The sequence below is a fragment of the Streptomyces sp. BJ20 genome, assembly GCF_022869105.1.
Classification (GTDB): Bacteria; Actinomycetota; Actinomycetes; order Streptomycetales; family Streptomycetaceae; genus Streptomyces; species Streptomyces griseoincarnatus.
The window spans coordinates 4204105-4229575 of record NZ_CP094918.1; the positions used below are offsets into that span (position 1 = coordinate 4204105).

The window sequence follows — 25471 nt, forward strand, 5'->3', positions numbered from 1 at the left end:
CGGCGGGAGAGCGGGCGGCCGTACCCCGCTCTCCCGCCGCCCTGCTCAGCCGCGGTGCCCGTAGGCCCGGGTCACGGTCTGCCGGACCGAGGCGCCGGACGCGTCACGCGCGGTGACGCGCAGGGTGACCTGGGCGTCACCGCGGACGCCGGCCGGCCGGGTGACGGTGGCCGTGAAGGTGTTGCCCTTCCCTGCGCGCACCGGCGCCTCGACGAAGTGCCGGCCGTCGTCGTAGGAGACCTCGACCGTGGTGCGCACCCCGCGCGGCGCGGCGAGCCCGCCCTGGTGGCGGACCGTCAGCCGGAGGGTGTGGGTGCGGCCGGGGCCGACGGTGTTGCGCAGGTCGGCCGGCACCTCGGGGTCGACCTGGAGCAGCGGCAGCCGTGCCTCGCCGGTGACCGTGCCGGACGGGAACGTCCAGGTCGTGTCGGTCTTCGTGGCGTACGCCCACTCCGCGGAGTCGCGGGTGGTGCGCAGGCGCAGCCGGTACTCGGCGTCGCCGCCGGGCACCTCGACGTCACGCCAGGCGTCGGCGAGGTCGGCCACCTTCCGGCCGTCGCGGTACAGCTGCGCCGCGGCCGTCTCCGGCCCCGGCGCCCGTACGCCGATGCCCGAGTCGCCGCCAGGGGTGAGACGGGACCAGTGGCCGGGTGCCGAGTCGGTGAACTCGGGGATCCGCAGTCGCAGCACGTTGCCCTCGCGGACGCCGGCGGGCACGCCCTCGAGCGGGATGCCGGGCCGGACCACGGCGCCCTGCCACCGCTCGCGGATCTGCTCGCCGGCGCGGTAGGTGCGGGGCGTGTCCCGGAGCCCGGTGCTCAGCGGCGAGTCGACGTCACCGACCGTCCGGTGGTGCACGATGTGCTCCCACTCGGTCGTGCCGGAGGTGACGTACTCGGTGCGGGTGAACGCGGTGGGCACGTGGCGGGTGTACTGGAGCCAGGTGAACTCCTGGTACGGGCGCCGGGCGAACCGCTGCTCGGCGGCCCACTCCACACCGCCGTTGTCCGCGTACTCGGACCGCACGACGGCGCTGTTGCGCTCCGACACCGTGTGCACCACGCGGTCGGGGATGCGTCCCTCGCTGATCTGCATCACGTCGTACAGGTAGGGGCTGCGGGCGGTGCCGCCGAACGCGACCGTGGTGGTGCGCCGTGCGACGCGCTTCAGCAGGTCGGCGCCCTCGTCGGAGCCGACGCGCACGACGGGCACCTTCCAGCGGTCGCCGTGAGGCGTCCAGCGGGTCCAGCCGTTGGTGTCGAAGTGGACGACCAGCACGGCGCGGACGCCGGCCTGGGCGGCGCGTTCGGCGAGCTGCGGCCCCGCGATGCCCTGTTCGTCGGTGACGACGGCGAGCCGGCCGCGCGCGCCGCGGAAGTCGGGTGCGTCCGCGTCACCCGCGTCCACCGCCCGGAGCCGTTCGCCCCGCTGGTCGAACAGGGGGGACTCGGGCATGTAGAAGGCGTCGAGGTCCGCGCCACCGACCACGCCGGCGTCCAGCAGCGGGGCGGCCAGCTGCCAGCGGGACGCGAACTCGAAGGTGCCGTCGGTGACTTCGGGCGTGGGGCTGACGTAGAGCGCGACGGCGCTGTCGAAGTACATCGTGCCGTCGATCCAGGCGTGTCCGTCGATCTTCCGGTACGTCTGGTAGCTGAGGACGCCGCTCTGCTCGGCGGGTTCGGGTGTGCGGATCTCGACCTTCACCGTCCTGCGCGGGTCGACCACGACGGTGGTGTCCTTGGTGACCTTGATCTCGGGCAGGACGACCTGACGGAGCACCTCGCCGCGGTCCGTCCGCTCGATGCCGCCGGAGGTGAGCTGGTAGGTGCCCTCCTCGACCTCGGCGACGGCGTTGTCCCGGTCGGTGTAGCCGACGAAGCCCTCGGCGCCCCAGATCATGGGCAGGCTGTCGACGCGGTTGCCGTCGTTGTCGTAGGAGACGACCTTGAGCCGGTGCACGGGGCCGCGCACGACCAGGCTGACCGTGGTGTGCACGGTGACCGAGCCGTCGGCGGCCGTGGCCGTCACATGGCCGTAGTAGGCGCCCCGTTCCGCGCGGGCCGGGTCGACGGTGAGCGGCAGGTCGGCGGTGCCGCCGGCGGGGACGGTGACGGTCCGCGCGGCGGGGGTCAGCACCCCGTCGGCGACCTCCCGGCCGCCGCTGGTGGCCAGCGCGGTCCGCACGTCGAGGGTGACGTCCCGGCCGGAGACGTTGGTGTAGCGGACGATGCGCGTGCGGGTGCCGGTGTCGTCGGCGGTGTACCGGCCGAGGGAGAGGCCGGCGGTGGCGAGGACCGGGGTGCGGCTCGCCGCGGCTACGTCGATGCGTCCCCCGCCCTGTTCGGTGACGCGCTGCCCCTCGATCGGGCGGGCGGTGCTGGTCAGGGCGTCCTTGAGGCGGCTCGCCGTCCAGTCGGGGTGCTGCTGCGCGAGCAGAGCGGCGGCGCCCGCCACGTGCGGGGCGGCCATGGACGTGCCGGAGGCGGCCACGTGCGAGGCGTCGACGACCTGACCCATCGTCGTACCGGCGGCTCGCGCGGCGACGATGCCGACGCCGGGGGCGGTCACGTCGGGCTTGACGGCGTCGTCGCCGGCCCGGGGGCCGCGGCTGGAGAAGTCCGCGAGGGAGTCGCCTCGGTCCACCGCGCCGACCGTGAGGGCCGCGTCCGCCGCGGCGGGGGAACCGATCGTCCCCTGGCCCGGGCCGGCGTTGCCCGCGGCGACGACGAACAGCGCGCCGGAGGACGTGGAGAGTGCGTCGAGGGCGCGGCTCATCGGGTCGGTGCCGTCGCTCGGGGTGTCGGAGCCCAGCGACATGTTGACCACGTCGGCGCCGCGCGCGACGGCCCACTCCATGCCGTCGATGACCTGTGACGCGGTGCCGAAGCCGTCGTCGCCGAGGACCTTGCCGATCAACAGGTCCGCGCCGGGCGCCACGCCTTTGCGGGCGCCGCCGGAGGCCGCGCCGGAACCGCCGACGATCGAGGCGACGTGGGTACCGTGCCCGAAGGCGTCGCCGGTGCCGGAGCTGCCGGAGAAGTCCTCGGCCTCGCTGATGCGCCCGGCCAGGTCGGGGTGGGAGGCGTCGACGCCGGTGTCCAGCACGGCGACCTTGACGTCCTCGCCCCGGTGGCCGTTCTTCCAGACCTCCGGGGCGCCGATCTGCGCGGTGCTGCGGTCCAGCGCCGCCCGCACCCGGCCGTCCAGCCAGACCCGGGGCACGGCGGCGGCGCGGGCGGCGCCGTCGGCGGCGGGTGCGAGGCGCTTCCAGAACGTGCCGAGGTCGTCGGCGGGGACGCGGACGGCGTCGGCGTCGATGGTCTCCAGGCGGCGGACCCGCGAACCCTCTTCGGCCAGGGCGGTGAGGCGGCGCAGCGAGGTGTCCGGCACGCCCGCGCCGTCGGCGACGATCAGCGGCAGGGCGTCGGTGTGCGCCTCGTGGTAGCCCTGGGCGATGAGCGCGGTCACGTCGAACAGGCCCCGGTCCAGGCGTCCCGCGGTGACGAGTCCGGCCGCGTCTGACGGCAGGACGGTGAGGTGGCCGTCCTCCTCGACGGTGCGGAAGAGGAGGTGGCGCCGGCCCTCCCCCGGTGTCACCGAGGCGGTGCGGCGGCCGTTCACGTCCGTGCGGACGGTGACCCGGTCACCGGTGACCAGGCGCACGGTGGCGCCGCCTTCGGCCGCCGGTGCGGCCGCCCGTGCCGGGGCGGTGGGCCCGCCCGGTCCTGCCGTGACCGGTGTCACGGCGCCCGCGGACAGGGTCAGCCCTGCCGCGACGGCGGCCGCGACACGTATGCGTCGTCTCACTCCAGTGCCCTTCGTCGGACGCGTCGTGCACACGTCGCGTCGTCCTGTTGTTCACGCGGCCCGCGGTGCCGTCGGTGCTGCACAGGTTCGGTCGCCGGCGCGGGCCGTGTCACCGTTTCGCCGTGGCACAGGTGGGACATGTCGCAACGGCGACATCAGAAGCCTCACCTGCGGGGCGACGCGGGTGCGGTGACGTGAGGTTCGCGGGCGGGGCACCCGTCAGCGCCCGTGTGAACGTCTCGTAAGGGATGTCAAGTGCCACCGGCATCCGGTGTGTTGCCACCGGGGGACTGATACGATCAACGAACTTTCAGCAGGCTGGCGACGCGTCATGAACGCGTACGGGGGACAGTCTCTAAGGCCCCGTCGCTGAGGAGTTGAGGTTTTGTCCCGCCGTGGGTCCGCGCTGCTCGACGGCCCGGACCGGATGTCCGTGTGCGCCGGCATTCTCGTGCTCCCGACGCGATGCGACTTGAAGAGAGTCTCATGACGTCATTGATCAAGGATCCGCTGTTGTGGATCCTGCTGGTGGTGCTCGCCGCTGCGGTCCTCGCAGTGCTGCGGGCCCGGAGAACCAATCTGGCGCTCCGAAGAACGAGGAAGGATTTGGAGGCGGGCCTGGGCCAGGCCCAGGGACGGATCGGGCAACTGGAAGCCCACATCGACACGCTGGGCACCCGGCACCGGGGTGAGCTGGCCGACGTGCGGGCGGACGCCGAGTCGGCGACCAAGGCCGTGCTCAAGTCGGCCATGGGCACGCTCCAGTCGCTCGCCGAGGAGCAGCAGCTGCTCCTGGACCAACTGCTGAAGAAGTACGGCAACGACAGCGAGGTGCTGGCCGACCTGATGTCGGTCGACCACACCGGCAGCCAGTTCGGCCGGCGGGCCAAGGGCATCTCGGTGCTGTGCGGCGGCTGGCTGGGCCGCCGCGACGGGGCGGCGACCGTCTACGACGTCGCCCGTAGCGCCCAGGGCCGCATCAAGGACTTCAACCGGGTCGCCATCCATGCCCAGGCCAGCGTGGCCGTGGCCGGCAAGGCGGTCGAGCCGGTGGCCGTGGTGCTGGCGGAGCTGCTGGACAACGCCACGACCTACAGTGCGCCGGGTACCCCGGTGGAGGTCAACATCCAGGCGGTGCCCACGGGTGTGGTCTTCATCGTGGACGACGCCGGCCTCGGCATGGACCAGGAGACCAAGGACCGTGCGGCGGCCCTGCTGTCCGCGGACGGCCCGGTCGACATCACCGGCCTCGGAGACCCTCCCCGGTTCGGCTTCGCGGTGTGCGGCATGCTCGCGAACCGCTACGGCTTCCACGTCTCCGTCGGCTCGGTCTCCCCGTACGGCGGTGTGCGCGCGGTGATCCGGGTGCCGGAGAGCCTCCTGTCGGCCGACGTGATCGCGCCCGCCGAGCCGGAGCAGGAGCCCGCCGAGGAGGGCCGGGAGGACGCTCCGCAGCGTCTGGCGCCGGTGCCCGTGGGCCCGTCGCGCGTGGTGGGCACGACGTCCGGCGGGCTGCCCAAGCGGCGGCGCCGTCAGGGCCCCATCGCGGTGGTGCCGTCCCCGCCGGACACGGCCGCCCTCGAAGAGGAGACCTCCGAGTCGTCCGGCGAGGTCACCGCGTCGCGCCTGGGGGCGTTCGCACGCGGCACCCAGCTCGGACGGACCACGAACACCACGGAAGGACCTGACCACCAGTGAAGACCGACCTGTCGTGGGTGCTGAACGACGTGCTCGAGGTACGCGGCGCCCGCCACGCCATCCTCGTCTCGGGCGACGGCCTGCTGCTCCAGCGTTCGGACGACATCTCGCGTGACGACGCGGAGACCAACGCGGCCGCGATGAGCTCCATGCAGTCGCTGAGCCGGGCGGTCGCCGGTTTCGTCGGCGCCGGGCACGGCATCTGGAAGCAGACGCTGCTGGAGTACGACGGCGGCTGGATCTTCCTGATCGCGGCCGGGCAGGGCTCCTACCTCGCGGTCTCGGCGGCGGTGGACGTCGACATGGAGGCCATGTCGTTCCGCATGCAGAAGACGGTGACCGCGCTGAACAAGGCCATGAGCGTGGCTCCCCGCTCCGACAACGGTGTCGGCTGATGACGGGTCCCGCCGAGGAATCACCCGTCACCAGTGACTTCGTCCGCTCCTACGTCATCACCGGCGGCCGGAGCCTGCCGTCCTCGGACGAACTGGCGCTGCACACCCTCGTCACGCTGGCCCCCGACCGGACGCTGCCGCTCGGGGCCGGCCCCGAGGTGAGGGCGATCTGGGAGCTGTGCTCGGGTGGCTACCTGTCGGTCGCCGAGGTGGCCGGCCACCTCGGCCTTCCGGTCGGGGTGGCCCGGCTGCTGCTCACCGATTTATCGGAACAGGGGCATCTGCTCCGCCGGGCCGAGCCGCCCCGGGCCCAGAACGTTGACAGAGCGACCCTCGAGAAGGTTCTGAATGGACTCCAATCCCTCATCGGCTGAGACGGCCCAGAAGTCCATCTACGTCTCCAGCGCGGTGACCAACGCCGCAAAGATCCTCGTCGTCGGGCACTTCGCCGTGGGCAAGACGACCTTCATCGGCTCGCTCTCGGAGATCACGCCGCTGCGCACCGAGGAGAAGATGACCCAGGCGTCGGCGCACGTCGACGACCTCAGGGGCGTCACCGGCAAGACCACCACCACGGTCGCCCTGGACTTCGGCCGTCTCACCCTCAGCGACGACCTGGTGCTGTACCTGTTCGGCACGCCGGGACAGCAGCGGTTCATGCAGCTGTGGGAGGACATGGCGCGCGGGGCGCTGGGGGCGCTGCTGCTGGTCGACCCGGCGCGGCTGGAGGAGACCTTCCCGGTCATCGACCTCATCGAGGGCTACGGCCTGGAGTACGCCATCGCCGTCAACTGCTTCGACTCCGCCCCCGTGTACGAGGAGGCGGAGGTGCGTGAGGCGCTCGACCTGCTGCCGGACACCCCGGTCGTCCACTGCGACGCCCGGGACCAGCAGTCGTCCGCGAAGGCGCTGATCGCGCTGGTGCGGCACCTGCTCGACCGCACCTCCTGACCCCCTCGGGTCCGCCCGGTCCGGGGGCGGGAGGGCCTCGGCCCTCCCGCCCCCGGCTCCCGGTCACCGGACCCCGGTCATCCATGCACGGTCCCCGGTCCACGGTTGTTTCACTAAGGAAGACTTCATGGAAGCTCATTCCCCGTCCGCGTCGGGTGCGGGCAGATGCCCCATGCACGACGCCGGTTTCGCCACCGACCCGCACCAGATCTACGACCGGCTGAGGGAGCACGCCCCGGCCGGTCCGGTGGAGCTCGCCCCCGGTGTGGACGCCACCCTCGTCGTCGGGCACGAGATGGCGCTGCGGGTGCTGCAGAACACGGAGCTGTTCGCCCGTGACGCCCGCCGCTGGAAGGACCTCAACGAGGGCCGTGTCGCCCTGGACAGCCCGGTGCTGCCGATGATGGCGTACCGGCCGAGCTGTCTGTTCACCGACGGCGCGGTGCACCTGCGGCTGCGCAAGGCCGTGGTGGACAGTCTGGCGCGGCTCAACACCACGCGGATCCGGCGTGACGTGGAGCCGATCGCCGACTACCTGATCGACCGGTTCAGCGAACTGGGCCGGGCCGACCTGCTGGGCGACTACGCCAAGCTGCTGCCGCTGCTGCTGTTCAACAAGCTGTTCGGCTGCCCGGCGGAGATCGGCGACACCGTCACCGCGGCCCTGTCGGCGATCTTCGACGGCAAGGACGCGGTGCGCGCCAACGAGGAACTGACCGCGTCCCTCATGGAGTTGATCGCCCTCAAGCGCCGCAGGCCCGACGACGACGTCACCTCGTGGCTGATCCAGCACCCCGCCGGACTGACCGACGAGGAACTCAAGGACCAGCTGGTGCTGTTGATGGGCGCCGGCATCGAGCCGGAGCGCAACCTCATTGGCAGTTCGCTGATGCTGCTGCTGTCCGGGGCGGGTGTCCGGGAGAGCGGCATGCTCATCGAGGAGGCGATGGACCACGTGCTGTGGAACCAGACGCCGATCGCCAACTACGCCACGCACTACCCGGTGCGGGACGTGGACCTGGGCGGCCATGTGGCCGAGGCGAACACCCCGGTGGTCATCTCCTTCGCGGGCGCCAACGCCGACCCGGCGCTGGCGGAGGCCCGTCGCGCTCACAGCAAGGGCGCCCATCTGGCCTGGGGCGCGGGCCCGCACGCCTGCCCGGCGAAGGACCCGGCGCAGGTCATCGCGACCACCGCGATCGAGCGGCTGCTCAACGCGCTGCCCGATCTGAAGCTCGCCGTGCCGGAGAAGGAACTGGAGTGGCGGCCCGGTCCCTTCCACCGCGCGCTGGTGTCCCTGCCCGTGACGTTCAGCCCCACGCCGGCCACCCGCACGGCCACCGCCATGCGCGAGCGGGTCGCCGCGATGCCCGAGGCGGAGCGGCCGGTGTCCGTCCCGTCGTCCCAGCCGGCCCGTCAGACCCCGACCCGCAGGAAGGGGTTCTGGAGCAGCTTCCTGGACGTCTTCCGTGTCTGACACAACCACGGGGGAAGGAACGGCAGTTGGCAAGGGCACGGCATGTGACAGGTGCAACACTCAACGACACATGACATCCATGGTCGGAAGGGTAGGTTCCGGCGGTAACGGTAGCGTCCAGCCGAAGGAGCACCACGTGACCGCCGTTGGCGACATAAGCGGCCCCACCGTCAGTGACCGCCGAGCCGTCGTTTCCCTTCTCCGTCACCTTCGTTCGCCGGAGGGGCAGGCCGACCCCCTGCCCGTCTGGGAAGGGCTGCGCTCCATGGGGGACGTGGTGCGCGCCCCCTGGGGCGCCTACTTCGTCACCTCGTTCGAGGCGTGCAGCCAGGTCCTGCGGTCCAGGAACTGGCTGGTGCCGGACTTCGCCTGGCAGGAGCGGCAGCCCGACCCGCGGCGCTGGCAGGAGCTCGCCACCCAGGAGCTCACCGGCACCCTGTCCCGTATCAACGCGCCGTCGCACACCTGCCAGCGCCGCGCGCTCGGCAACCCCTTCGACCGATCCACCCTGGAGGGCCTGCGTCCGGCGATCGCGCGGATCGTCACCGGACTGCTGGACGACCTGGAGGACCGTCTGCGTGCGGACGGCGAGGCGGACTTCGTTCGGACGGTCGCCGAACTGCTCCCCGTCCGCACGGTCGGCGAGTGGCTGGGCATCCCCGAGGAGCATCACGCGCACGTCCTGGACTTCGCCCACCGGCAGGCGTACGCGCAGGAACTCTTCCCCAGCAAGGAGCAGTTGGCGCAGGCGGGGCAGGCCACGCTGGAGATGCGGGCCTTCTTCGGCGAGCTGATCCGGGAGCGGCGGGCGCGCCCTGGCAACGATGTCCTCACGGGCTGGATCCACCACTGGGACGCCCGGTACGCGGACGACCCGGAGGCCGCCGCGCGGGTGATCTACCACCTGACCATGTTCATCACCATCGCCTCGCTGGAGACCAGCGCGGTGCTGCTGACCAACGCGGTGCGCCACGCGACGGAGGAGCCCGCCCGCGCGGAGTGGCTGCGGGAGCACCCCGAGCACATCGACGACCTGATCGAGGAGACGCTGCGCTACGACCCCCCGGTGTGGCTCAACTCCCATGTGGCGGCCGACGACACGGTCCTGGCCGGCACGCCGCTCGCCAAGGACACCACCGTGCACATCCTGTACGGGGCGGCGGCCCACGACCCGCGGCGCAACCCGGACCCGCATGTCTTCGACATCCTGCGCGACGGCGGCCACATCACGTTCGGCAGCGGCCCGCACTACTGCCTCGGCGCCCCCCTCGCCCGGTTCGAGGCGCGGGAGGCGATCGCACGCATCCTGGAACGCTTCCCCACGCTCCGCCCGGCCGGCCCGCCCTCCTACGACAACTCCCGTCTCGTCTTCCGCCGCATCACGTCCCTGAAGGTGACCGTATGACCGCATCGCCCCTCGCCGAACTCCCCGCCGAACAGGTCCTCAAGACCGTCCGCACCTACCGGCAGGGGCCCCTGCTCACGGTCGAGCTGCACCTTCCCGAGGAGGGGAACGCGGTCGGCGACGCCATGCTGGACGACCTCCTCACCGTCCTGGACCACCAGGACCCCGGTGTGCGGGTCCTGGTGCTGTCGGCGGCGGGGGACGCCTTCTGCCTGGGCGGCGACCGGCGCGAGTTCCCGCGGCACCTGGACGCCGATCCCACCGGTGACGGCATCCGTGTCTCCGGGAAGAAGGCGCTGCGGGTGTGCGAGGCCCTCACCGCCAACCCCGCCGTCACCGTCGCCCGGGTCCAGGGCAGGGCGGTCGGCGCGGGCGTGGGTCTGCTGCTCGCCTGTGACCTCAGGGTGGGTGTGGACACGGCCACGTTCCGGCTGCCCGAGCTGGCCCTGGGGGTGCCGCCCGCGTGGGGCGGGCTGCTCCCCCGGCTGATCAGCGAGGTCGGGGTGGCGAGGGTGCGGGAGCTGATCCTCACCGCGCGGGTCTTCGACGCCCAGGAGGCCCTGGGCCTGTCGGTGCTGCACAAGGTGGTGCCGGCGGACGGGCTCGACGACGCGGTCATGGCGTGGGCGAAGCCCGTGCTGCGGCGTCCGGCGTCGGCGGTGCGGGTCACGAAGGCGATGCTCAACGCCCTCGCCGCCCCGACCCGGCTCGCCGACGTCTCGCAGTTCGACCCGGAACTGCTGACGGCGGTCCTCACCGGACAGCGCGCGGCGGACACGGCCCGCTGACCCGGTGACGCACGGACGGCGGCACCGCTCCGGAGGGTGCCGCCGTAGTCGTACCCGGCTGCGGAAAAGCCGTTGCGCCGGGCGGGCCGCCGCCCGACGCTTGGTGCCCATGCCCACCTCGATACGGCCGGCGACCCCGGCCGACGCCGTCGCCGTCACCGCCCTGATGAACCGGGTCGACGAGCTGGAGATCGGCCGGCCCGAGTCCGATCTGCACACCGTGCTGGCCGACCTGGAACACCCCGACACCGACCTGGAGCGGGACTCCTGGCTGGTGCCGGACGGCGAACGGCTTCGGGCCTTCGGCCTGTTGTGGGACCCGTCGGGCGGTGAGCGCATCGACGTGGACCTCTACGTGCTGCCCTCCCACCGGGCGGAGACCGACCGGATCCTGACGGCCATGGAGACCAGGGCGCTGGAGAAGGCCCGTGCGAACGGAGCCGCGCGGGCGGTGGTGCATCTGCACCTCAACGCGACGCCCACGCTCGACACCGGGCTGCTGAAGGAACGGGGCTGGCGGGTGGTCCGCCGCTACCATGTGCTGCACCGCCCCCTCGGTCCCGCGCAGGACCCGCTGCCGGAGCCTCCCGCCGGCGTCCGCGTGCGCGGCTGTGCCGACGAGGAGGACCGGGTGCGGGTGCACGCGCTGTACCAGGAGTCCTTCGCCGGGCACTTCGACTTCCAGCCGCGCCCCTACGAGACGTGGCTGCACGATCTCGGCGCCCGGCAGCTCGACTGGAACCTGGTGTGGATCGTCAGCGCCGCAGGCCTGGGCGACTGCGGTTTCCTGATCGCGCGCGACGACCGCGAGGCGATGGGGTGGATCCGCAGCGTCGGCGTCCTGCCCGCGGCCCGCGGCCGGGGCCTCGCCGGTTTCCTGCTGAGGCACGCGTTCGGCGTCTTCGCCGCCCGCGGCCGGGACACGGTGGGGCTCGGCGTCGACACGAGCAACGCCACCGGTGCGCCCCGCCTCTACGAGCGGCACGGACTCACCCTCCACTACGCGGTGGACACCTGGGAGACGGTGGTGCGGTGACCGCCGGCCGGTGAGAACGGTCAGGCCACCGCGAGTCCCTCCACGGGGCCGGACAGCGCGGCCTTGAAGTACCGGGTCACCTCGTCGGCGAGCACCTCGCTCCCGCCCTTGAGGAGCGCCTCCACCACCTGGGCGGCGACGTCACGCGGATCGTTCTTCGGCACGTCCAGGGCGCGCACCATGTCGGTGTCGGTGTAGCCGAGGTGGACGCCGACGACCTGGGTGCCCTGGCTCGCGAGTTCGTGGCGCAGCGAGTTGGTGAGCGACCACAGGGCGGCCTTGCTCACGCCGTACGCACCCGTGCCGGAGGCCCACGACAGCACCGAGTGCACGTTCACCACCGCTCCCCCGCCCCTGCGGGCCAGCACCGGGGCGAAGGCCTGCGTGACGCGCAGCGCGCCGAGAACGTTGACGTCGAAGAGGTGCGCGACCTCGGCGACGTCGTTGCCCAGCAGGCCGTTGGGGATGGTCGCGCCCGCGTTGTTGACCACGATGTCCACGTCCGGCACCTGCTCCGCCAGCCGGGCCACGGACGCGTCGTCGCTCACCTCCAGGGCCAGCGGCACCAGACGGGGGTCCGTTGCCGGCTCGGGGCGGCGGGCGGTGACGTACACCGTCTCGGCGCCGGCCTCCAGCAGCGCGGCGGCGAAGGCCTTGCCCAGCCCACGCTGCCCGCCGGTCACCAGCACCCGGGTTCCCTTGATCTCGGTCATGTTCCCTGCTCCTCGTCTGTGTGCGCCGGAACGCGGCGACGCAAGTAAAAGCTTTTTGCTTATGTCACCAGAGTGCGTCGGGCTCGCGACAGAGTCAAGTACGATTGACCTATGTCTTGGACCTCGACCGAGCGCTACCGCATCCGCCCCGCCCCTGGCGGCCTCGCTCTGGTGCAGGAGATCCTCAACACCCGCGCCATCCCGCCGTACGGCGAGGACGTGCTCGCCGGCGGCGGGACCGGCGTCCGGTGGCTGCGAGACGTGACCCACGCGTGGGCCGAGGAGCAGGGCTGGCCGGGCCCCTCCGGGGAGCCGCGGGCCGGGGACCTGGAGCGGGTGAGGGCGCTACGGGAGCGGCTCGCCGCCCTGGTGACCGGGGAGGCGGAGCCCGTCCGGGCGCCCACCGACGTCTCCCTGCGGCCGGGCCTGGACGAGGAGGGGCGGGTGGCCCTGGTGCCGGCCGGAAGCCCCGGCGAGTGGCTCGAGGGCGCCGTGTGGGCGCAGGTGCTGCTCGCGCAGGCGGACGGCACCTGGCAGCGGCTCAAGCTGTGCCGGGAGCCGGCCTGCCGGTCCGCGTTCTACGACCGCTCGCGCAACAACAGCGGCGTCTGGCACGACGTCCGCCGGTGCGGGAACGCCGCGAACCTGCGTGCGTCCCGGGCCCGGCGGAAGCAGCGTGCGGCCGAGGCGCCGGCCGGGGAGTGACCGGGCGGGGACGGTCACCCGGTCTGCCAGAATGAGCGGCGTTCACAGGGCACCGGGGTGCCCGTCGCCGGCCCAGGAGCGTTCACGGTGTCGCCACAGCACGGAAGCCGCTCGTCCGCGCACGGCGGCGGACGGCCTCTGCGGCGGGGGCGGACGAAACCCCGCCCGGACCACGAGCCCCCTGCCGTGACGGCCCGCGAGCCCGCCGTCGTGCGTCGTGAGTATCTGCGCGCCGACTGCTCGGCCTGCTTCGGCCTGTGCTGCGTCGCGCTGCCGTTCGCCCGCTCCGCCGACTTCGCCCGGGACAAGCCCGCCGGGCGGGCCTGCGGCCATCTGCGGGACGACTTCGGCTGCGGCATCCACGCCCGGCTGCGCGACGAGGGCTACCGCGGCTGCACCGTCTTCGACTGCTTCGGCGCCGGGCAGAAGGTCTCGCAGGTCACCTTCGGCGGCACCGACTGGCGGCGCTCCCCGGAATCGGCGTCGGCGATGTTCGCGGTGTTCCCTGTCATGCGGCAGCTGCACGAACTGCTCGCGTACGCCGCCGAGGCGCTGGAGCTCCCGGCGGCCCGTCCCCTGCACCGCGAGCTGTGCAGGGCGCTGGCGCGGATCGAGGAGCTGACCCGGGGCGACGCCGATTCGGTCGTCAGGCTCGACGTGAACGCGCTGCGCGGGGAGGTCAACCCGCTGCTGCTGCGGGCCAGTGAGCTGACGCGGGCCCGGGTGCCGGGCCGCAGGAAGGATCACCGCGGCGCCGACCTGATGGGCGCGCGGCTGTCCGGGACGAATCTGCGCGGGGCGAGTCTGCGCGGCGCGCTGCTGGTCGGCGCCGACCTGAGGGGGGCGGACCTGCGCGACGCGGACCTGATCGGCGCCGATCTGCGCGACGCGGACCTGTCGGGCGCCGACCTCACCGGCGCCCTGTTCCTCACCCAGGCGCAGCTGAACGCGGCACGCGGCGACACCGCGACGACGCTGCCGCCGTCGCTGGAACGCCCCGCCCACTGGGCGCGTGAGGGTTCAGCCGGCGGCGTCGTCGGCGCGTAGCCGGACCTGCCGCTCCAGCCGCCGCAGGCTGTCGTCGAGGGCGCCGGTGACCTGCTCCTCGCCGGGGTCGTGGCCTGCGTCGAAGAAGGAGAGGTGCACGGTCACCTCGCTCGCCCCGCTGTCGATGCCGGCGACCTGGAGCCATCCGGCGTAGCCGCCCTGCTCCCGTGTGCCCCATTCGATGCGCATCTGGTCCCGCCGGGCCCGCAACAGGGCGGAGGTGTCCTCGTCGGTGCGGTCCTCGTGCACGGTGACGGCGGGCAGCTCCTCGGCGCGCACATGCAGCTCCGCGGGGAGCCAGTCACCCATCCGGCCGACGTCGGCCGCCCGGTCGAAGACCCGCTCGGGCGGGGCCGGCATGGTGTGGGAGCGCTCGTACTCGGTCATCGGTGCACCGTCCTCGGTCGGTGACGGACGCCGGGGCCGCCGACGGGGGCGGCCCCGGCGCGCGGGTCATTCGTTGCCGAAGACGGCCTTCTGCACCTCGTTGGGACCGTCGAACCGCTTGGTCCCGGTCTCCGACAGCTTCTTCACGAGGCCGTCGTCGGCGCCGTTGCTCCTCGCCACCGAGACGAGGTCGTCCTTGGCCGCGGGGTAGTCGGCGCCCTTGAGTGCCTTCTGCAGGTCGATGGGGCTGAGGTCGGCCATGGCGGGCCTCCCGTGATGCGTAAGGCGCGGCGGATCCGCGCGGGGACCGGCCGGGTACCCGGCTCCCGGCGAACCGATTCAGCTCCGCGCGCGAACCCTCGGTGCGGGCGCACCGATGACTTTTCCCGTGTGCTTCCGTCCACCTCACACACGCCCGCACCGGGCCCGACACGGAAGACGAGGATCGCGCCATGAGCGACGGCTACTCCTACACCCTGACCCGCACCCTGGACGCCCCCGCCGCCACGGTCTACCGGGCCTGGACCACGCCCGACGCGTACGCCCGCTGGGCGTACGCCGCTCCCGACTCGGTCGAGATGGACGTACGGCCGGGAGGTGCCTGGAAGGCCACCATGGTCACGCCCGACGGCACCGAGGTGCCCCTCACCGGGTCCTACCTGGACGTCCACGAGAACCGGCTGCTGGTCGTCGCCATGGACGTGCCCGGGCGCGCCGAGCCCTCCGTGATGGCGGTCGAGCTGGACGAGGACGGGCCGGCGACCCGGATCGAGCTGCGGCAGGCCTGCGACACGGCGGAGGAGCGGGACATGGCCGAGCAGGGCAGCACCATGCTGCTGGACAGCCTGACCCGCTTCCTCGCGGAGGGTCCCACGGGCTGAGTGACTCGCGTGGTCGCGGACGCCCACCGGTGCGACGCTGGGGTGGTCAGGTTCCGGACCGACAGCCTGGAGGGAGACCGATGGGACGGGACGTCCCGGCGCTCACCTTCACCCGCGAGGACCGCCGGCAGTACCGGTTCAAGATGCAGCAGTGCCTCGACGCGCTCGCACAGATGCTGCGCGAGTCCCGTTTCGAGGGCGAGCGGCCGCAGGTCGGTCTGGAGATCGAGCTGAACCTGGTCGACGACCGGGCCGAGCCCGCGATGCGCAACACCGACGCGCTGGAGGCGATCGCGGACCCGGCCTGGGACACCGAGCTGGGCCGCTTCAACCTCGAGATCAACATCGCGCCCCGGCGGCTCACCGAGGGCGGTCCCGACGCCTGGGAGTCCGAGATCCGCTCCGCCCTGAACCACGCGGAGCAGCGCGCCCGTTCCATCGGCACGCACCTCATCATGACGGGCATCCTCCCCACCCTGCGCCACGAGGACGTCGGGGAGGGCGCCCTGTCGGAGAACCCGCGCTACCGGCTGCTCAACGACCAGATCTTCGCGGCGCGCGGCGAGGACCTGCACATCGAGGTGACCGGCGTCGACCGGCTGCGCACCTACGCGGACACCATCACCCCGGAGGCCGCCTGCACCAGCACGCAGTTCCACCTCCAGGTCAACCCGGAGGATTTCGCGGCGTACTGGAACGCGGCGCAGGCGATCGCCGGGGTGCAGGTCGCCCTCGCGGCCAACTCGCCCTTCCTGTTCGGCAAGGAACTCTGGCACGAGACGCGCATCCCGCTGTTCGAGCAGGCCACCGACACCCGCCCCGAGGAGATCAAGGTCCAGGGGGTGCGGCCCCGGGTGTGGTTCGGCGAGCGCTGGATCACCAGCGTGTTCGACCTGTTCGAGGAGAACCTGCGCTACTTCCCCGCCCTGCTCCCGCTGTGCGACGACGAGGACCCGGCGGAGACGCTGCTGCGCGGCGACATCCCGGACCTCGGCGAGCTGACGCTGCACAACGGCACCATCTACCGCTGGAACCGCCCGGTGTACGCCGTCTCCCGCGACAAGCCGCACGTGCGCGTGGAGAACCGGGTGCTGCCCGCCGGCCCGACCGTCGCCGACACCCTCGCCAACGGCGCCTTCTACTACGGACTGACCCGCGGACTGGTGGAGGAGGAGCGGCCGGTGTGGTCGCGGATGTCCTTCTCCGCGGCCGAGGACAACCTGCGCACGGCGGCCCGGTTCGGTATCGACGCACGGCTGTACTGGCCGGGCATGGGCGAGGTGCCGGCGGCGGAGCTGGTGCTGCGGCGGCTGCTGCCCCTGGCGCACCGGGGTCTGGAGCTCTCGGGCATGGACGACGCGTGGCGGGAGCCGCTGCTCGGCATCATCGAGCAGCGCTGTGTGACGGGCCGCAACGGCGCGGTGTGGCAGAAGGAGATGTTCCACCACATCGACGCCACAGCGCAGTGCGGGCGGCACGAGGCGCTGCGCCGCATGACGCAGCAGTACATCGACTACATGCATCTGAACGCGCCCGTGCACACCTGGCCCGTGGAGTGAGGCGCGGGGGCAGCCCGGGATCAGGCGTCGGCGCGCCCGAGGACGTCCGTCACCTCCCGCCGGACCACGTCCCATGCCGGCCCGGGCAGGCCACCCAGGGCCGTGCCCTCCAGGGCGTCGAGCACCCGGCCCGCGTCCGCCGTCGCGGGGACGCTGCCGCTGACGGCCTCGTCGCCGTCCCGCACGGCGGTGAACAGCCGCCGCCCGCCGTCCTCCTCGGCGTGCACGGCGGTGGCGACCACCAGCGGCGGCGGTCCGCCCGCCTCACCGGGCGCCTTGTGGTAGCCGCTGACGAGGGGGCGGCGCCAGCGGATGTCCAGCATCAGGGGGCGCTTGGCCACCACCTCCGCCAGCTCGGCCTCGTACGTGCCGTCGCCGTCCATGACGGTCGCCCGGGCGTCCAGGACCAGCGCCGGGGGCAGCAGGCAGCGCAGCGCGCTGCCGACGATGTTGCCGCCGACGGTGGCCGTCCGGCGCACGGCTCCGGTGCCGACCGAGGCGGCGGCGCGGCGCAGCACCTCCGGCACCCGGTCGTCGACCTGGTGCAGCAACACGGCCGCGCCCAGGGTCTCCGCGTCCACCACGGTGGCCCGGGGCAGCCGGCGCAGGGACATCGCCTGCTCCGGGAATCCGTCGCGCTGCCACTGGGCCCACACGAGCGTGGCCCCGCCGACGGGCACCGCCCCGTCGGCCAGACACCGCCGCGCTTCGGACAGGGAGGTGGGAAGACGCAGCAACACGGCGATCGACCTGCTTTCCTCGGCGGAGGGCTCAACAGGAGCGGGATGTACGGAACGTGACGGGCCAACGAGGAGACCGGCACCGCATTCTCCGCGGCGAGCCGGGGGCGCGTACAGGGCTCACGCCCGTCGGGCATGCTCCGATCCGGGGACACCTTGCGCTCGGCCGTGTGTTTGCCCCATGGTTGACGCGCGTCACACGGCTCGTTGCTCACCCCGATCTCTCGTACCGGAAGCGGAGGCCGCATGTTGAAGCGCGCACTGAGACTCGCGCTGTCCATTGTCATGCTCATGGCTGGTCTGGCGGCGGGTTCCCTGGCGACCGCCGGGACCGCGCACGCCGACGGCTGCTACACCTGGAACCGCACCCTGTCCCAGGGCGCGTCCGGCGCCGACGTCACCCAGCTCCAGATCCGGCTGAGCGGCTACCCCGGCTACGGCGCCGTGCTGGCCGTCGACGGCCAGTTCGGCCCGGCCACCACCGCCGCCCTCAAGCGCTTCCAGTCCGCCTACGGCCTCGCCGCTGACGGCGTGGCCGGCCCCAACACCTTCAGCAAGCTGTACGCCCTCCAGGACGACGACTGCACGCCGGTCCACTTCGACTACTCCGAGCTGAACCGCTGCAACTCGACCTGGTCGGGCGGTGCGGTGAGCGCCGCGACGGCGAAGGCCAACGCCCTGCGCACCATGTGGAAGCTGGAGGCGCTGCGACACGCGCTCGGCGACCAGCCGATCCGGGTCACCAGCGGCTTCCGCTCCCAGTCCTGCAACAGCGCGGTGGGCGGCGCGAGCAACAGCCGCCACCTGTACGGCGACGCCGCCGACCTCGGCGCGGGATCACACTCGCTGTGCACGCTGGCCAAGCAGGCCCGTAACCACGGCTTCAACGGGATCCTCGGCCCCGGCTACCCGGGCCACAACGACCACACGCACGTCGACCACCGCGGCAGCCGCTTCTGGTCGGCCTCGACCTGCGGCATCTGACGTCCGCCCGCACGCCCGGAAGACGGTGAGGGGGTCCCGCGCGGGACCCCCTCACCTTCACGTGCGCACTGTCCCGCGTCCGGGCGTGGCCCGCCGTTCCCCCCACAGGGCCGTGCCCGTGGCGAGGGCGCCCAGCCCCTCCCAGGCCGCGATGCCGAGGAACGCCTCCGGCGCCCTGCCGGTGGTCACGGCCAGCGTGAACACCGTGCAGGTCAGCAGCCGGAACGGCACCGTCCATCGGAAGAACGCCCGCCAGTCGGCGAGCGCGGCCAGGACGTAGTACACGCCCATGTTGAGCGCCGCCATCGACGACGCCGTCACGAACGCGGACGTGTGGTCACCGCTCCCCCGCTCACCCGGCGCCGTCAGTCCCAGCAGCGACAGCTGAGCGTCCGGCGAGACCAGTCCCACGGCGCCGAGTGCGGCGGCGAGCGCGCCGAACACGGCCATGGTCCAGCCCGAGGGCGAGCGGGGCAGGGTCACGGGGTCAGCCCACCGTCCATTTCTGGTTCGCGGTGCCCGAGCAGGTCCAGATCTGCAGCCGGGTTCCGTTGGCGGAGTTGTTGCCGGTCACGTCCAGGCACTTGTCGGCCTGTGGGTTGACGATGTCACGGGCGGCCGTGACCACCCAGCGCTGGGCGGCCGTGCCGTTGCAGTCCCACAGTTGCACGGGCGTGCCGTCGGCCGTGCCGCCCGAGGCCACGTCCAGGCACTTGCCCAGCGCCCGGATCGTACCGTCGGAACCGACCGTCCAGCGCTGCGCGGCGGTGCCGTTGCAGTCGTAGAGCTGGACAGGGGTGCCGTTGGCCGTGTTGGCCCCCGCGACGTCCACGCACTTGCCGGCGAGACCGCGGATCGCGCCGCCGATCGAGGTGTCGCCGGTCGTCACCGTGACGTGGTCGACGACGAGTTGCTGCGGGAAGACGGTGGAGCCGTCCGGGTCGCCGGGCCAGTAGCCGCCGACCGCCAGGTTGAGGATGAGGAAGAACGGCTTGTTGAACACCCACTGCCGGCCGCCCAGGTCGGCGGGCGTGCGGGTCTGGTAGACGTTGCCGTCCACGGACCAGGTGATGCGGTCGGGCGCCCAGTCGACGGCGAAGGTGTGGAAGGCGTCCGCGAAGGCCTGTCCGCCGGGCAGTGTGTAGCCGGCGCCGATGCCGCCGGAGCCGGAGTAGCCGGGGCCGTGGATCGTGCCGTGCACGGTGGACGGCTCGAAGCCGACGTTCTCCATGATGTCGATCTCGCCCGAGTCCGGCCAGTTCACCGGGGTGCCGAGCATCCAGAAGGCGGGCCACATGCCCTGTCCGCGCGGTATCTTCATGCGCGCCTCGACGTGCCCGTACTGCGCGGTGAACTTGCCGGAGGTGTTGAGCCGGGCCGAGGTGTACTGGCAGGTGCCGTACCAGCACTGGTAGTTGGCCGGGTTCTCCTTGCGGGCGGTGATGACCAGGTGGCCCTGGCCGTCGAGCGCCGCGTTGTTGTTCCCGGCGGTGTAGTACTGCCGTTCGTGGTTGTTGACGTTGTCGCCGGTCTCGATGTGCCACTTCGACCCGTCGACGGCCGCGCCTGCGGGCCCGTCGAAGGTGTCCGAGAAGACGACGGCCGCCGCGGAGACGTCGGAGGCGGGTGCGGTGGAGCGGGCGGGTTCCGCCTGGGCGGTCGTGCCGGCCACGCCGGAGGCGAGGAGCGCGGCGGACAGGGCGGCGACCAGCCATCCGCGGCGCGTGCGCGGAGAGGACATGGCTCTCCCTTCCGTACGGCGCCCCGTGGGGACGGGTGCGCCGACCGTGGTGGGGGGTGAAGGTTCAACCACTTGATTCAAGATGTGAGATAAGAAGACGTCAACCCCCTGGTACAGACCAGGAATTCACATCAGGTCGGCCCCGCCCCAGGGAGGGAGAGGATCAGGCCGTGGTGCCCCAGGAGGTGCGGCGGGCGCATTTCGGGTCGTGCTCGGTCGCGCACGACGTCCACCAGCGCTCGCAGCACGCCTCCTGCACCTCGGCCCGTGCCACGGCCGCGGCCGCCGCGTCCCGCCAGGCCGCCCGGCGCCCCTCACGCTCGCGCAGCACGGCGACGGCCCGGCGTTCGTCGGCGATGACGGTCTCGCGGACGACACCCAGGACGGGCGCGAGGGAGGCGGCGGCCATGGCGAGGGTGGTCCAGGCGGGCACCGTGCCCCAGGTGCGCACGGTGCAGTAGGCGAGCCAGAGGGCGACGGCGATGTACATGACGGTGAGAACCCGGCTGCCCCTGCTCATGCTCGTCTCCCCTTCGGTCCGCCGGTCCGACGGACATCTGATGCCCCGGAACAGCCGCTCCATGACAACGCGTTGGGATTCACAGCAAGTCAGGGCCGTGCTCTTCGCCGGACCGGGGCCCGTGCGTGCCGCGTCCTTCGCCCGCGCTCGGCGCCGCACGGGCCGTCGCGGGGCGCGGGCGACCGTCGCACACGTCGCCTCCGGACCGTTCCTGACGGGACCGTTCCTCGATCGGACGCGGGACGGCGGAGGGATTCTTCAGCGGGTGACGGGCGGCGTGCCGCGCCTCGTGGCACGCGCCGAGGACATCGGAGGTGAAGGTTGACGGGAGGCCCGGCCGCCGGGCCCGGGGCGTGCGCTAGATTTTGCTCGCCCTTGACCGCGATCATTCACGATCCCTCACGCTACGGAGCCGGCGCACCTCATGAACGACATCGTCAACGGACTCGGCCGGGCCGGCGCCTACGGCGCACTCGGCCTGGTCCTTCTCGTCCTCGGCATCTTCCTGGTCGACCTGCTGCTGCCCGGCAGACTCGGACGCCAGATCTGGCAGGAGCGAAACCGCAACGCGGCCGTGGTGCTCAGCTCCTCGCTGCTCGGCATCGGCGGGATCGTGTTCACCTCCATCTGGACGACCTACGACGACTTCGGCAAGGGCCTGGTCTCCACGGCGGTGTTCGGCGTACTGGGGCTGGTGATGATGGCCGTGGCGTTCTTGGTGATCGACCTGATCACCCCCGGGCGGCTCGGCGCCACACTGGTGGAGGTGGAGCCCCACCCGGCGGTGTGGGTGACCGCGTCCTGCAACATCGCCGTGTCCGCCGTCATCTCGGCGTCCATAGCCTGAACCGGCCCTCCCCTTCCGTCCGCGCGTCACCGCCCGGGCGCCGCGTACCGTACGCGCGGCGGCCGGGCGGCGCGCGTACGCGGGTTCAGCCGCCGCTGCCGGGGAGCGGGGCGGCCGTGAAGTTGTCTCTTTCGGTGTGTTACCGGGAAGTACCAACCGCCGCTCGCCTGCGCCGACGCGCGTCCGGACGTCGAAACGGCACGTCCGGACGAACCGGCCCGGGCCAAGGCGGGCCGTCAGGCCACCCGGCGTCGCTCCGGGGCGACCGCCGGGCGGGCTGGCGCCTGGGGGACGCGGGCGGCCGTACGGACGCGGTACGTGGTGCGGTTGGGGTCGACGACCGGCTCGCCGAGGGTGATCCGGCCGCTCGCCTGAAGCTCGTCGCACTCGGCGGTGGGCAGCGCGGCGTAGCAGCCGCCGGTACCGGTCGCCGGGTCGATCGGACGCCAGTAGCTGTACCGACGGCGGCCATTGGCGAACACCGTCACGTACGTCGGGGTGCGGGGGTCCGCGATGATGCGCAGCACGTCGGCCGTGGTCCCGGGCGACGCGGGCGCGGCGGCCGGGGACGGGGCGGCGGCCGCCCGGGCCCGCCTTCGGCGGACGGTCGGCAGGTCGACGAGGGTGGTCGAGCGGTCGACGGTGGCAAGCATCTGAAGGACCTTTCCGGAGCCGGACACGAGACCGTCTACCCAGCACCGCGCCGGAGTTGATCTCCTTTTCCGATCATTGTGCAACCTCACACCGACAACGTGCGACGGTTTTCGGACGTTCCCGGTCGACGTGTCGACATGACGACCGTGACAGGCCGTCAGCCGTCAGCGTCGGCAAGCGGGTCGTGGCCCCAGTTCATCAGCGAGTGCCGCCAGCGCGTGTCGGTGACGTCGCCGGACGGGCGCTGCGCCAGGTGGCGGTTGATGTAACCGACGACCTTGCGCATGTGGGCGTGATCGTCCTCGGTGAGGTCCGCGCGCTTGGTCCGCAGCAGCTCGACGATGCGCCGTCCCGAGGCGTGCCCGGTCGACTCGCCGCCGTCCTTGTGCTGGCCCGCGCTCCGCGACTCGTCCGTTTCGAGCCACTTCTCCAGATCGCCGGCCTTCATGTTGACCAGCTTCCGGAACTCGTTCCAGGTCTCCTCGTCGTCCGCGGCCACGGCGCTCACTTCTTCTTCTTGAGCGCGGACGGCTTGTGCACCGCCGTCTTCCCGGACTTGTCGCTGCGCACCTCGTACTGCGGCTCCTCCTCGGAGGCCGCGACGGTGCGTCCGGCCGCCTCGGTCCGCTCGGTGATCTTCTGCTCGACCTCGCCCGTGGTCTCGCTGCCGTGGCTGCTCCAGGCGACGTGGTCGCCCTCGTGCAGGTCCTTCCCGGACTTCTTGTCCTTCGCCATGTCCGGCGCCTCCTTCGTGTCGACCGTGGGGCCGCTCTCCACCCTGGTGGCAGCGGCGGCCGCGCGCATCTCGGGCGGACAGCCGTCCGGGCCGGCCCCGTGGAGGGGACCGGCCCGGACAGATGGATCAGCGCGCCGGAGGGACCGGGCGGGCGGTGTGGATCAGACGAGGTCGAACCGGTCGAGGTTCATGACCTTGTCCCACGCCTTGACGAAGTCCCGGACGAACCTCTCCTTGGCGTCGTCGCTCGCGTAGACCTCGGCGAGGGCGCGCAGCTCGGAGTTCGAACCGAACACCAGGTCGGCGCGGGAGCCGGTCCACCTGACCTCGCCGGTCGCGGCGTCGCGGCCCTCGAACGCGGTCTGGTCCTCGGAGGTCGACTTCCACGTGATGCCCAGGTCGAGCAGGTTGACGAAGAAGTCGTTGGTGAGGACGCCCGGCGTCCCGGTGAGCACGCCCTGGGAGGACTGCTGGTGGGTGGCGCCGAGGGCCCGCAGGCCGCCGACGAGCACCGTCATCTCGGGGGCGCTCAGGGTGAGCAGGTTGGCCTTGTCGACCAGCAGGTACTCCGCCCGGAGCCGGTTGCCCTTGCCCAGGTAGTTGCGGAAGCCGTCGGCGGTCGGCTCGAGCGCGGCGAACGACTCGACGTCCGTCTGCTCCTGCGTGGCGTCGACGCGGCCCGGGGTGAAGGGGACCTCGACGTCGAAACCGGCGTCCTTGGCGGCCTTCTCCACGGCGGCGACACCGCCGAGCACCACCAGGTCGGCGAAGGAGACCCGCTTGCCCCCGGTCTGCTGGGCGTTGAACGCCTCCTGGACACCCTCCAGGGCGCGGACGACGCCCGCGAGGCGGTCGGGGTCGTTGGCCTCCCAGCCGCGCTGCGGCTCCAGGCGGATGCGGCCGCCGTTGGCGCCGCCGCGCTTGTCGCTGCCGCGGAAGGAGGAGGCCGCCGCCCACGCCGTCGACACCAGGTCGGACACGGACACGCCGGTGGCGAGGACGCGCTCCTTGAGGGAGGCGATGTCCGCGGTGTCGATCAGCTCGTAGGCGCGCTCCGGCAGCGGGTCCTGCCACAGCAGCGTCTCCTCGGGGACCTCGGGGCCGAGGTAGAGGGACTTCGGGCCCATGTCGCGGTGGGTGAGCTTGTACCAGGCGCGGGCGAAGGCGTCGGCGAACTCCTGCGGGTTCTCGTAGAACCGGCGGGAGATCGGCTCGTAGATCGGGTCGAAGCGCAGCGCCAGGTCAGTGGTGAGCATCGTCGGCAGATGCGTCTTCGACGGGTCGTGCGCGTCGGGGATGATCGCCTCGGCGTTCTTGGCGACCCACTGCTTGGCGCCGGCCGGCGACTCGGTCAGTTCGTACTCGTACTCGAAGAGGTTCTTGAAGAACCCGTTGCTCCACCGCGTCGGCGTGGCGGTCCAGGTGACCTCCAGGCCGGAGGTGATGGCGTCGCCGCCCTTGCCGGTGCGGTAGGTGTTGCGCCAGCCCAGGCCCTGCTCCTCCAGCGAGGCGGCCTCGGGGTCGTCGCCGACGTGGTCGGCGGGGCCCGCGCCGTGGGTCTTGCCGAAGGTGTGGCCGCCGGCGATCAGCGCGACGGTCTCCTCGTCGTTCATCGCCATCCGGCGGAACGTCTCACGGATGTCGCGGGCCGCGGCGATCGGGTCCGGGTTGCCGTTCGGGCCCTCGGGGTTGACGTAGATGAGGCCCATCTGGACGGCGCCGAGCGGGTTCTCCAGCTCGCGGTCACCCGAGTAGCGCCTGTCGTCCAGCCAGGTGGTCTCGGGACCCCAGTAGACGTCCTCCTCCGGCTCCCACACGTCCTCGCGGCCGCCGCCGAAGCCGAACGGCTCGAAGCCCATCGACTCCAGCGCGACGTTGCCCGAGAGGATCAGCAGGTCGGCCCAGGACAGGCTCTGGCCGTACTTCTTCTTCACCGGCCACAGCAGGCGGCGGGCCTTGTCGAGGTTGGCGTTGTCCGGCCAGCTGTTGAGCGGGGCGAACCGCTGCTGGCCGGCGCCGGCGCCGCCGCGGCCGTCGCTGATGCGGTAGGTGCCGGCGCTGTGCCAGGCCATACGGACGATCAGCGGGCCGTAGTGGCCGAAGTCGGCCGGCCACCAGTCCTGCGAGGTGGTGAGGACCTCGGCGATGTCCCGCTTCACCGCGGCGAGGTCGAGCGACGTGAAGGCCGCCGCGTAGTCGAAGTCCTCACCGAGCGGGTTCGCCGCCGGCGGGTTCTTCGCGAGGATCTTGAGGTTCAGACGGTCGGGCCACCACTGACGGTTGCCGCCGCCCTGGGTGGGGTGCGGCGCGCGATCGTGCGCCACCGGGCAGCCGCCTGCCCCCTCCGCCTTGGGTTCGGTGACGATCGCGTCATGGTTCTCGGTCATGGAAGTCCTTCCG

General features: G+C 72.4%; 26 protein-coding genes. 14 read left to right on the forward strand and 12 right to left on the reverse strand.

Annotation, left to right across the window (positions count from 1 at the left end; all coding sequences use genetic code 11):
- Positions 1-45 precede the first annotated feature (45 nt).
- A complete protein-coding gene (locus MTR79_RS18770; protein ID WP_244791410.1) occupies positions 46-3807 on the reverse strand; it encodes a S8 family serine peptidase in 3762 nt (1253 codons plus the stop codon).
- 486 nt (positions 3808-4293) lie between these two features.
- Here MTR79_RS18770 and MTR79_RS18775 point away from each other — a divergent pair, with 486 nt between their 5' ends.
- The 8 genes from MTR79_RS18775 (at position 4294) to MTR79_RS18810 (ending at position 11557) form a co-directional block, all read left to right on the forward strand.
- The gene (locus MTR79_RS18775; RefSeq protein WP_175446198.1) at positions 4294-5505 is read left to right on the forward strand and encodes an ATP-binding protein; all 1212 of its coding nucleotides are present in this window, start codon (positions 4294-4296) and stop codon (positions 5503-5505) included.
- The gene (locus MTR79_RS18780) at positions 5502-5900 is read left to right on the forward strand and encodes a roadblock/LC7 domain-containing protein (RefSeq protein ID WP_019525692.1); all 399 of its coding nucleotides are present in this window, start codon (positions 5502-5504) and stop codon (positions 5898-5900) included. The genes MTR79_RS18775 and MTR79_RS18780 overlap by 4 nt, the downstream gene beginning before the upstream one ends.
- Positions 5900-6274: a DUF742 domain-containing protein gene (locus MTR79_RS18785; RefSeq protein WP_048458354.1), complete on the forward strand. Its 375-nt coding sequence runs from the start codon at positions 5900-5902 to the stop codon at positions 6272-6274. The genes MTR79_RS18780 and MTR79_RS18785 overlap by 1 nt, the downstream gene beginning before the upstream one ends.
- Positions 6249-6851, forward strand: a complete 603-nt coding sequence (locus tag MTR79_RS18790; protein WP_033274477.1) for an ATP/GTP-binding protein — start codon at positions 6249-6251, stop codon at positions 6849-6851. The genes MTR79_RS18785 and MTR79_RS18790 overlap by 26 nt, the downstream gene beginning before the upstream one ends.
- A 127-nt stretch (positions 6852-6978) precedes the next feature.
- Positions 6979-8328: a cytochrome P450 gene (locus MTR79_RS18795; RefSeq protein WP_225252770.1), complete on the forward strand. Its 1350-nt coding sequence runs from the start codon at positions 6979-6981 to the stop codon at positions 8326-8328.
- Positions 8329-8464: 136 nt separating this feature from the next.
- Entirely contained in the window at positions 8465-9733 is a 1269-nt protein-coding gene (locus MTR79_RS18800) for a cytochrome P450 (protein WP_189365740.1), read from the forward strand.
- Positions 9730-10521 (forward strand): enoyl-CoA hydratase/isomerase family protein, encoded by a 792-nt coding sequence (locus MTR79_RS18805; protein WP_048458350.1) that lies wholly within the window; start codon positions 9730-9732, stop codon positions 10519-10521. The genes MTR79_RS18800 and MTR79_RS18805 overlap by 4 nt, the downstream gene beginning before the upstream one ends.
- Before the next feature lie 109 nt (positions 10522-10630).
- The gene (locus MTR79_RS18810; protein WP_244791412.1) at positions 10631-11557 is read left to right on the forward strand and encodes a GNAT family N-acetyltransferase; all 927 of its coding nucleotides are present in this window, start codon (positions 10631-10633) and stop codon (positions 11555-11557) included.
- Positions 11558-11577: 20 nt separating this feature from the next.
- Here MTR79_RS18810 and MTR79_RS18815 read toward each other — a convergent pair whose 3' ends face one another.
- Complete coding sequence (locus tag MTR79_RS18815; RefSeq protein ID WP_244791415.1) at positions 11578-12270, reverse strand: SDR family oxidoreductase; 693 nt, start codon at positions 12268-12270, stop codon at positions 11578-11580.
- A 111-nt stretch (positions 12271-12381) separates the two neighbouring features.
- Between MTR79_RS18815 and MTR79_RS18820 the strand changes: the two genes are divergently transcribed.
- Together MTR79_RS18820 and MTR79_RS18825 are read left to right on the forward strand one after the other, a co-directional pair.
- Positions 12382-12975, forward strand: coding sequence for a CGNR zinc finger domain-containing protein (locus MTR79_RS18820; RefSeq protein ID WP_244791417.1), 594 nt, complete (start codon positions 12382-12384; stop codon positions 12973-12975).
- 186 nt (positions 12976-13161) lie between these two features.
- Positions 13162-14022, forward strand: coding sequence for a pentapeptide repeat-containing protein (locus MTR79_RS18825; protein WP_244791419.1), 861 nt, complete (start codon positions 13162-13164; stop codon positions 14020-14022).
- Here MTR79_RS18825 and MTR79_RS18830 read toward each other — a convergent pair.
- Together MTR79_RS18830 and MTR79_RS18835 are read right to left on the reverse strand one after the other, a co-directional pair.
- Positions 13996-14409, reverse strand: a complete 414-nt coding sequence (locus MTR79_RS18830) for an SRPBCC family protein (protein ID WP_189365746.1) — start codon at positions 14407-14409, stop codon at positions 13996-13998. The genes MTR79_RS18825 and MTR79_RS18830 overlap by 27 nt on opposite strands.
- Positions 14410-14475: 66 nt before the next feature.
- Complete coding sequence (locus tag MTR79_RS18835; RefSeq protein ID WP_019525682.1) at positions 14476-14670, reverse strand: DUF2795 domain-containing protein; 195 nt, start codon at positions 14668-14670, stop codon at positions 14476-14478.
- Positions 14671-14861: 191 nt separating this feature from the next.
- On the opposite strand from MTR79_RS18835, the gene MTR79_RS18840 reads away from it, so the two are divergent.
- The gene (locus MTR79_RS18840; RefSeq protein ID WP_244791421.1) at positions 14862-15290 is read left to right on the forward strand and encodes an SRPBCC domain-containing protein; all 429 of its coding nucleotides are present in this window, start codon (positions 14862-14864) and stop codon (positions 15288-15290) included.
- Between the two features lie 80 nt (positions 15291-15370).
- Positions 15371-16849: a glutamate-cysteine ligase family protein gene (locus MTR79_RS18845; protein WP_189365748.1), complete on the forward strand. Its 1479-nt coding sequence runs from the start codon at positions 15371-15373 to the stop codon at positions 16847-16849.
- Positions 16850-16869: 20 nt separating this feature from the next.
- Here the strand turns inward: MTR79_RS18845 and MTR79_RS18850 are convergent, their stop codons facing one another.
- The gene (locus tag MTR79_RS18850) at positions 16870-17589 is read right to left on the reverse strand and encodes an FAD binding domain-containing protein (RefSeq protein ID WP_244791422.1); all 720 of its coding nucleotides are present in this window, start codon (positions 17587-17589) and stop codon (positions 16870-16872) included.
- Positions 17590-17835: 246 nt separating this feature from the next.
- On the opposite strand from MTR79_RS18850, the gene MTR79_RS18855 reads away from it, so the two are divergent.
- Positions 17836-18573, forward strand: coding sequence for a D-Ala-D-Ala carboxypeptidase family metallohydrolase (locus MTR79_RS18855; protein ID WP_244791424.1), 738 nt, complete (start codon positions 17836-17838; stop codon positions 18571-18573).
- Between the two features lie 57 nt (positions 18574-18630).
- On the opposite strand, the gene MTR79_RS18860 is transcribed toward MTR79_RS18855, so the two are convergent.
- The 3 genes from MTR79_RS18860 to MTR79_RS18870 all read right to left on the reverse strand — a co-directional run bounded on the left by MTR79_RS18860 (position 18631) and on the right by MTR79_RS18870 (position 20834).
- The gene (locus MTR79_RS18860; protein WP_244791426.1) at positions 18631-19056 is read right to left on the reverse strand and encodes a hypothetical protein; all 426 of its coding nucleotides are present in this window, start codon (positions 19054-19056) and stop codon (positions 18631-18633) included.
- A gap of 4 nt (positions 19057-19060) precedes the next feature.
- Positions 19061-20314: a glycoside hydrolase family 16 protein gene (locus MTR79_RS18865; protein ID WP_189365750.1), complete on the reverse strand. Its 1254-nt coding sequence runs from the start codon at positions 20312-20314 to the stop codon at positions 19061-19063.
- Positions 20315-20477: 163 nt separating this feature from the next.
- A complete protein-coding gene (locus MTR79_RS18870; protein ID WP_189365751.1) occupies positions 20478-20834 on the reverse strand; it encodes a hypothetical protein in 357 nt (118 codons plus the stop codon).
- Between the two features lie 424 nt (positions 20835-21258).
- On the opposite strand from MTR79_RS18870, the gene MTR79_RS18875 reads away from it, so the two are divergent.
- On the forward strand, positions 21259-21681 hold the full coding sequence (locus MTR79_RS18875; protein WP_048458339.1) for a DUF350 domain-containing protein: 423 nt from the start codon (positions 21259-21261) through the stop codon (positions 21679-21681).
- Positions 21682-21917: 236 nt separating this feature from the next.
- Here the strand turns inward: MTR79_RS18875 and MTR79_RS18880 are convergent, their stop codons facing one another.
- The 4 genes from MTR79_RS18880 to katG form a co-directional block, all read right to left on the reverse strand.
- Complete coding sequence (locus MTR79_RS18880) at positions 21918-22334, reverse strand: hypothetical protein (RefSeq protein WP_189365752.1); 417 nt, start codon at positions 22332-22334, stop codon at positions 21918-21920.
- Positions 22335-22492: 158 nt separating this feature from the next.
- Entirely contained in the window at positions 22493-22843 is a 351-nt protein-coding gene (locus MTR79_RS18885; RefSeq protein WP_189365753.1) for a DUF3140 domain-containing protein, read from the reverse strand.
- Positions 22840-23070, reverse strand: a complete 231-nt coding sequence (locus tag MTR79_RS18890) for a DUF2945 domain-containing protein (protein ID WP_048458393.1) — start codon at positions 23068-23070, stop codon at positions 22840-22842. Before MTR79_RS18890 ends, MTR79_RS18885 begins: the two co-directional genes overlap by 4 nt.
- 162 nt (positions 23071-23232) lie before the next feature.
- Positions 23233-25458: a catalase/peroxidase HPI gene (gene katG / locus MTR79_RS18895; protein ID WP_189365754.1), complete on the reverse strand. Its 2226-nt coding sequence runs from the start codon at positions 25456-25458 to the stop codon at positions 23233-23235.
- Positions 25459-25471 lie beyond the last annotated feature (13 nt).

Bases quoted from the DNA above. Each gene is read 5' to 3' on its own strand.
- MTR79_RS18870 (WP_189365751.1), bottom strand. From the start codon at position 20,834: ATGAGCAGGGGCAGCCGGGTTCTCACCGTCATGTACATCGCCGTCGCC.
- MTR79_RS18805 (WP_048458350.1), top strand. From the start codon at position 9,730: ATGACCGCATCGCCCCTCGCCGAACTCCCCGCCGAACAGGTCCTCAAG.
- MTR79_RS18785 (WP_048458354.1), top strand. From the start codon at position 5,900: ATGACGGGTCCCGCCGAGGAATCACCCGTCACCAGTGACTTCGTCCGC.
- MTR79_RS18820 (WP_244791417.1), top strand. From the start codon at position 12,382: ATGTCTTGGACCTCGACCGAGCGCTACCGCATCCGCCCCGCCCCTGGC.
- MTR79_RS18880 (WP_189365752.1), bottom strand. From the start codon at position 22,334: ATGCTTGCCACCGTCGACCGCTCGACCACCCTCGTCGACCTGCCGACC.
- MTR79_RS18775 (WP_175446198.1), top strand. From the start codon at position 4,294: ATGACGTCATTGATCAAGGATCCGCTGTTGTGGATCCTGCTGGTGGTG.
- MTR79_RS18845 (WP_189365748.1), top strand. From the start codon at position 15,371: ATGGGACGGGACGTCCCGGCGCTCACCTTCACCCGCGAGGACCGCCGG.
- MTR79_RS18840 (WP_244791421.1), top strand. From the start codon at position 14,862: ATGAGCGACGGCTACTCCTACACCCTGACCCGCACCCTGGACGCCCCC.
- MTR79_RS18835 (WP_019525682.1), bottom strand. From the start codon at position 14,670: ATGGCCGACCTCAGCCCCATCGACCTGCAGAAGGCACTCAAGGGCGCC.
- katG (WP_189365754.1), bottom strand. From the start codon at position 25,458: ATGACCGAGAACCATGACGCGATCGTCACCGAACCCAAGGCGGAGGGG.
- MTR79_RS18810 (WP_244791412.1), top strand. From the start codon at position 10,631: ATGCCCACCTCGATACGGCCGGCGACCCCGGCCGACGCCGTCGCCGTC.
- MTR79_RS18890 (WP_048458393.1), bottom strand. From the start codon at position 23,070: ATGGCGAAGGACAAGAAGTCCGGGAAGGACCTGCACGAGGGCGACCAC.
- MTR79_RS18830 (WP_189365746.1), bottom strand. From the start codon at position 14,409: ATGACCGAGTACGAGCGCTCCCACACCATGCCGGCCCCGCCCGAGCGG.
- MTR79_RS18865 (WP_189365750.1), bottom strand. From the start codon at position 20,314: ATGTCCTCTCCGCGCACGCGCCGCGGATGGCTGGTCGCCGCCCTGTCC.
- MTR79_RS18875 (WP_048458339.1), top strand. From the start codon at position 21,259: ATGAACGACATCGTCAACGGACTCGGCCGGGCCGGCGCCTACGGCGCA.
- MTR79_RS18815 (WP_244791415.1), bottom strand. From the start codon at position 12,270: ATGACCGAGATCAAGGGAACCCGGGTGCTGGTGACCGGCGGGCAGCGT.
- MTR79_RS18855 (WP_244791424.1), top strand. From the start codon at position 17,836: ATGTTGAAGCGCGCACTGAGACTCGCGCTGTCCATTGTCATGCTCATG.
- MTR79_RS18790 (WP_033274477.1), top strand. From the start codon at position 6,249: ATGGACTCCAATCCCTCATCGGCTGAGACGGCCCAGAAGTCCATCTAC.
- MTR79_RS18795 (WP_225252770.1), top strand. From the start codon at position 6,979: ATGGAAGCTCATTCCCCGTCCGCGTCGGGTGCGGGCAGATGCCCCATG.